Origin of the sequence: Superficieibacter electus, from assembly GCF_002915575.1 — a bacterium.
Taxonomy (GTDB): Bacteria; Pseudomonadota; Gammaproteobacteria; order Enterobacterales; family Enterobacteriaceae; genus Superficieibacter; species Superficieibacter electus.
Genome location: NZ_PQGD01000027.1, coordinates 62,464 through 69,019 on the forward strand (window position 1 = coordinate 62,464; position 6,556 = coordinate 69,019).

4 protein-coding genes are annotated in these 6,556 nt (G+C 52.3%); all 4 read left to right on the forward strand.

Annotation, left to right across the window (positions count from 1 at the left end; all coding sequences use genetic code 11):
* The first annotated feature begins 55 nt into the window (after nucleotides 1-55).
* Entirely contained in the window at nucleotides 56-1,126 is a 1,071-nt protein-coding gene (locus CHU32_RS24215) for a LacI family DNA-binding transcriptional regulator (protein WP_103678568.1), read from the forward strand.
* Between the two features lie 164 nt (nucleotides 1,127-1,290).
* Entirely contained in the window at nucleotides 1,291-2,001 is a 711-nt protein-coding gene (locus CHU32_RS24220; RefSeq protein ID WP_176691713.1) for a Bax inhibitor-1 family protein, read from the forward strand.
* A 263-nt stretch (nucleotides 2,002-2,264) separates the two neighbouring features.
* Nucleotides 2,265-4,859 carry a hypothetical protein gene (locus CHU32_RS24225; RefSeq protein ID WP_103678566.1) on the forward strand — a complete coding sequence of 865 codons (2,595 nt, stop codon included), beginning with the start codon at nucleotides 2,265-2,267 and terminating at the stop codon, nucleotides 4,857-4,859.
* Nucleotides 4,860-5,275: 416 nt separating this feature from the next.
* Nucleotides 5,276-6,556 (forward strand): type VI secretion system tip protein TssI/VgrG (tssI, locus tag CHU32_RS24230; RefSeq protein WP_116628777.1); only part of this gene is annotated, 1,281 nt, incomplete at its 3' end.

Consider the following 6,556-nt stretch of genomic DNA (forward strand, 5'->3'; position numbering starts at 1 on the left):
CATGCGATTGTTTCTGCAAAAATTTGCAGATATTGATTGCGAGCGAGGTCACATTATGGCGGGCAGGCTAAAAATGAATCAGATTGCAGCGGCAACGGGTTATTCGATTAGCACCGTATCGCGGGTCTTAAATGGCAAATCGTATACCAGTGATCATGCACGGGAAGCGATTGTGAAGTGCGCCCGCCAGCTCGGCGTGCTGGATGAACTGACCACGGGAAGACTATATGTAAAGAGCATCGCGGTCTTTGCCCCGCAGCGGACGTTTAACGCGCGTGGCGACGTTTTTTATCTTGAAGTCACGAAGGGTATTGCCGAAGCCACTGCCGCGCAAAATGTGTATTTGAGCTATTACGGGCTGGAAGAGCAGCGTCCGGATCTTAAACTGTTTCTTGAAAAAGCCGGTGATAAAGAGATTGATGCCATTATTATTATCGGTACCGACGACACCACGATATTTAAGCTGGCAGCGACGCTGAATAAACCCTGCGTGCTGATTAACTCTGTTGACCGCGAAATGGCGCTGGACTGTGTATCTCCCGATCATCGGGCTATTGGTTTTAGCGCGGCGCGATATCTGTTTGAACGGGGCTACCGCCAGATCCTCTCTGTAACCTGCCTGCGACGGGAAACGTTGCAAATGCGTCTGGAGGGGATTAAAGAAGCGTACCGTTATTTTCATCAGACGTTCGATCCGCAACGCGATTTAGCAATCACCGAGACGTTTTCGCCGCAAGAAGCCGAGTCGGTAATTAGTACGTGGCTGGATACGCATCCACGGGAAAGCTGGCCGGAAGCGATATTATGCGGCAGCGTGGAGATGGCGGGCGGCGTGATGCGGGCGCTGGAAAAGCATGATCTGCGCATGCCCGAGCAGGTGTCGCTGATGTTAACGGACTTTGCCTGGCATCTGGAAAAGCGAATGGGCCGCCCGTTAACGGGCATCGCGGTACCCTGTCGTGAGCTGGGCATTGAAGCAGTCCATCTGCTGCAAAACCGGCTTAATCGCCCGCAGGCGGCGGTGTTTAATTTGCTGCTACAGGGAAAAGTGGCGGAATATGACACCGTATTAAGCGCCACCCGCTATGCGGCCAGGGCAGAGCAAGTTATGCCTTCTGATGACTGACGGTTTTTTATTATAATGATGCTGAAATATAAGGACTTTTTATTATCGGATTGGAATAATATGTTGGATGAATGAAACACCATCGAAATCTATAAGTATTCTCTTTACGGGAAGAAAAATTATGCAGCAGGTTGTTACGCTTTAATGTACTGGAGATGACACGGATGAATTTACTTTCAGTATTGCGCCTGAATTTCGGGGCGTTTGTCCCGGCCTCAATGATGATTCGTATCTGGTGTTTAATCGCTGCCGGAATGTGGGCAATCATCGGTATTGCATGGCTGATGGCGAATTGTGGTATCAATCTGGACGTAAAAGAATCGAGGCTGTGGGTCGCAAGCGTTGCCATGTTGCTGATCGGCGGATGCTGGTTATCGTTCACTCTTGAACATCTGAGCACTTTCGCCGCGAGTATTACCTGGCTGATTTTAATCACACTGTTGGGTGTCTTGTCATCTTCTCTGTTCTCAATGGTGGGGATCTCGACGGTATTCGGCACCACTGGGGCAATGTTTGCTATCAGTGCGCTACTCGGTTACTGTTTTAATGTCAATCCTGGTACAGGCCGACAGATGTTAATTATGGCAGCCTGTGGAATGCTGGTTGCGGTAATAGTTAATAGTTTGTTAGTCAGCTCTACGTCTGTCTGGATAACGAGCCTGGGAAGCGTGGTAGTATGGTCGTTTATTGCCGCACATGAAAAAAAAGCGCTTCATGGATATGCGCGGAGATTATATTCATCTGAATTTTCAACCTTAACGCACTGTACCGTTCTCGGGGCATTGACGATCGCGTTCAGCGCAGTCGCTTTCTTTTTCCGCCTTATATTGCTGTTCCTGGGGCTAATTTTTGGTTTGATCAAAGCGTGGTTATGATCGCGGGGGTGGAGGAAGGTGTGGCTGCATATCCCAGTGGCTTTCCTCATTTCAAATCATATTTGTTCTCACTTTTATCATAATAACAAAATGAACTCTCATCGGATTAAATATAATTAAAACCCATCGTTAATATTAAATCAAAGAAACTCATCTTTGTGATAATAGCAGTGCATTTTCCTTTCCTGTTGTTTATAAATGAAAGTGACTGGATGAATAACTTATTCATTTCTTGATGTTGACTATTTTATAAAGGATAAAAAATGCAATTAAATTTCGCACTTAATTTTAGCAATGACACCTGGTATCCCACAGCAGATATTAGTGGGTTTAAAACTGCGACAGGTGCCAGCGTTGATATTAAAGAAAAAATGGTGCTGACATTTAGCGCACCGGGCAAAATCACCGAAGGCGATATTAACGTTTCAACGAATCCATGGATAGCATTAACCACGAAGATTGAATCAAGCGAGATTTCCACCGGCATTTACGATATCAAACTGACAATTACGGCAACCGATGGTAGCGCTATTGGCAATGCGATTTCGCAAATTCACATGGGCGTTAACGTGTCTTCCGATAGCGCGCCAAAATGGGAAACCTTCCGCGATACCTTCACTATTGCAGCAGATGAAGAAACGCAGGTGGCAGGTGAGCTGGTGGTGAACTGCGCGGCATTTCCTGCCGGGCTGGAAAACACAGCGCTCGAACTGGTGCTGGTGCGCGGTGAAAAACGTGAAGTACTGCATCCTGAGGCGGGTGCTACCACGTTCGCTCTTACTGCCGGAACCTATAGCGCGTCGGCAACAGAGCTGCGCACCACGGACGGAACGGTGCGTGCGGCGGTAACATTAAGCGCCTCTGACATCACCATTGTTAAAGGCCAGCGTACCACGCTTCAGATCGCCTTCGCGCCAGCCGAGCGCAGCACCACGCTGGATATTGCTGTCGATTTACCAGCGACTCACGCGTTGTACAACGAAGCGTTACGTGTGGTTTATCTGGAAAATGGCGTCGAAAAGCAGCACTACACGATGCGTGCCGGGCAGAAACAGCATCTTGAACAGTTGCCGATCCACGGCAACTACAGCGTGCGTATTGATGAGGTAAAACTCAACAACGTTCACTATATCTTCGATGCGTTGAACGGTGCGCTGGACAATCATTTTCATGCGCTGGCGTTCACCGCTGCGCAGATCCGCCAGAGCGATGACATCCAGCCTGATTCAGCGAAACTGACGATTAACGTTCAGGCAGAAAAAACCGTTGCCGCCGCTTTTGATTTGCGCCTGATTAACGGCGCTCGCCAGTATCATTTCACCAATCTGCCGATGCAAAACGGTAGCCACGCGCAGTCCGTATTGATTGCCCGGGGTGAATATCAGATTGCCTCCGCGACGCTTATCCACAACGGCGTGGTGTATTACATTGACGTTGCGCCGCAGATTTTACGCGTCGAAAATAACGCCTCGCAGACAGTGACGGTTACCATTACCGAAGGTGCCAACCTCCACGTCAAAGGCTTCCCGGATTTCCTGAGCTTTGGCGGCTGTGCCGATATGTCACCGTCCAACGTTGACGATCTGGCTGAAGCCCGCGTTTCGTCCGTATTTAAATATTCCGGCGATGACGGTATGGGCGACGCCTCTGGCTATCTGGACCCGGCCAAAGAGCCAACGCCGAAAATCATTGAGATGGCGCGTAATGTTTCCGCCAAAACCGGTGAGAGTGTGCTGCCGGTAATGGTGTCTTACACCTGTAACCTGTCCCTGGGTGATGTTGAAAATATCATTGACGATCCGCAGCGCCATAAATTCAGCTTTGCTAACTTCATTCAGGCGCTGCAAATGGCGCAGGCGATGAAAGATGATGAGCACCCTGTCCCGGCGGGCTTTATCGTCAACCCGGATTATCTCGGCGAATGCCAGAAGTATGGTTTCTCCCCGGCTTATCCGATCCCGGTACGTCAGCCACTGTCTGAAGCAATGGCACATCATGGCGTGAATGTGGCTATTCCGGCTGGCATTACCGATACCCTGAAAGGCTATATTAAGGCCGTAAACTGGCTGGTACGCGTGGTTGCCCCGGATGTGGTACTCGGCTGGCAGATCAACCTGTGGAGCGTCGGCGGATCGCAGTGGGTTTACAGCGATTTTACCTACGATGATGTGTTCGATCCGATCGATGGCACCAAAAAGAGAATGACCATCGATCCGGCGCTGGCGGGCAAACTCTCCGCTGAATATGCGCTGCTGGTGGGCATTTTTGAAGAGACGTCCTATACGGATGGCAAAGGTGCGTCCGCCGTGGCGAAAGGCGCAGATTTTATGGCGGTTGACCGCTATGAAGCCGATGACTTCACTGCCCGTGCCTACAAAAACGGCTACTGCTACTCGCCGTTCGAGTGGGATCGCACCTTTGATTACTGCGCGTCGCTGAGCCGTCACTTACGTCAGCCGGTTCTGCCATGGCAGATGCCAGCAAGCCGGATCGCCAGCGTGAGCGAAGAAGTGGGTGAGCTGGAAGCGCATTTCTGGGGCACTGGCGGCAGCTACCTGATGGGCCACCCGGAAATTGGCAGTTCCGTGAAGGCGATTAACCCGGACCTGCTGAATATCGCGTTCCTCGACGCGCACGTCAGTATGATGGGCCGCAATGTGCAGGAGCTGTTCAGCCGTCATGAATGGGATTTCTCCGCGCCGAAATATCAGGATTTCCCGTCACGCGGTATTTTCCACGTGCAGGTCGGCGGCGGTGCCACCACTGGCGTGGTCAGCGCAGTTAACCGTAACAGCAGCCGCTGGATGCGTGAGAAGTTGAAAGCTTACCGTGATGCGCCAGTGAAGTTCGGGAAATAATTTGTTTTGATGTATTGTTACCCGCCGGAGGGCGGGTAACGGTTTTTTGCTTTTTCAGAACGAGCTGGATACGAACTATGACAGTTAATATGAATTATTGATTATAGGAATATATTAAAAATATGCATTAATGATTTTTCTGGTTCTCCAATTTTTTCTTGGCGCTCATACTATTTAAGGGTGATATTGTGAGTTGTGTTGTATAATATTGTTATGAAATCCCTTTATCATACCAACGTCTTAATTTTCCCTAATCAATTAGCTTATCATTCCGATGCAATATCATTTTGCCATAAGTATACATATATTAAATATGTTGACTGAACGGTAGTGTGCATTTTTTCTTTTGTATTTATTTTGTGAATGTGTTCGTCATTTTAATTCGCCTGTTTTTATTGAGTATAAAGAGGGGGCATATGGCTTTGCAGGGACTGCGTTTCACGCTGGCGGTGGACGGCATCATGGAGATGGCGACGGCAGTGGTGAGCTTCCGGCTGACGGAGCGTTATTCCGCGCCGTTTTCGCTGGAGGTGAGCATCGCCAGCGGGCTGTTTGACCTGGCGGCGGAGGACTTCCTGGAGAAGGGAGCGGTGCTGACGGTGTGGCAGGGAGATATCCCGGTGCGTCACGTGAGCGGCATCGTGAACGGCGTGGTGCCGGGGGAGAACAGCGGGTGGCAGATGAGCTACTACCTGACCATCAGCCCGCCGCTGTGGCGTGCGGGTTTACGGCAGAACTTCCGCATCTTCCAGCAGCAGGACACTGAGGCGATATCGGCGCAGCTGCTGAACGAGAGCGGGGTGACGGGATGGACGCCGTATTTTTATGACGGACACCCGGCGCGGGAGTTCTGCGTGCAGTACGGGGAGACGGACCTGGGTTTTCTGACGCGGCTGTGGTCGGAGGAGGGGATATTCTTCTTTGACCGGTATGTGACGGAGAGCGCGACGCAGACGCTGACGCTGTGTGACGACGTGGCGGGACTGTCGGACGCGGGCGAGGTGGCGTTTAACCCGGGGACGACGACGGGGGGCGAGACGGAGTATGTCAGTGATGTGCATTACCGGGCGCAGATAAGGCCGTCGTCGGTGGAGACGCAGGACTACACGTTCAAGGTGCCGGGGTGGCAGGGGTACTACGGACATGAGGGCGAGTTCCTGAACGGGCAGCGGACGCAGTATGAGATATTCGATTACCCGGGGCGGTTCAAGGACGAGCAGCACGGGAGAGATTTTGCGCGTTACCAGGCGGAAGGATGGCGGAGCAGCGCGGAGCAGGCCTCGTGCGTGAGCAACTCGGCGCGGCTGTGGCCGGGGACGAAGTTCACGCTGACGGGGCATCCGTCAGGGACGCTGAACCGGGAATGGCAGGTGGTGAGCAGCACGCTGTCGGGAGAGCAGCCGCAGGCGCTGCACGGGAGCCGGGGAGAGGGGACGACGCTGGCCAACCATTTCAGCGTGATACCGTCGGACAGGACATGGCGGCCGGTGCCGCAGGCGAAGCCGAAGGTGGACGGCCCGCAGAGCGCGGTGGTGACCGGCCCGGCGGGGGAGGAAATCTTCTGCGACAGGCACGGTCGGGTGCGGGTGAAGTTCAGGTGGGACCGTTATAACCCGCAGGACGAGACGAGTTCGTGCTGGGTGCGGGTGTCGCAGGCGTGGGCGGGGCCGGGTTTCGGGAACCTGGCGATACCGCGA

Bases quoted from the DNA above. Each gene is read 5' to 3' on its own strand.
- CHU32_RS24215 (WP_103678568.1), top strand. From the start codon at position 56: ATGGCGGGCAGGCTAAAAATGAATCAGATTGCAGCGGCAACGGGTTAT.
- CHU32_RS24220 (WP_176691713.1), top strand. From the start codon at position 1,291: ATGAATTTACTTTCAGTATTGCGCCTGAATTTCGGGGCGTTTGTCCCG.
- CHU32_RS24225 (WP_103678566.1), top strand. From the start codon at position 2,265: ATGCAATTAAATTTCGCACTTAATTTTAGCAATGACACCTGGTATCCC.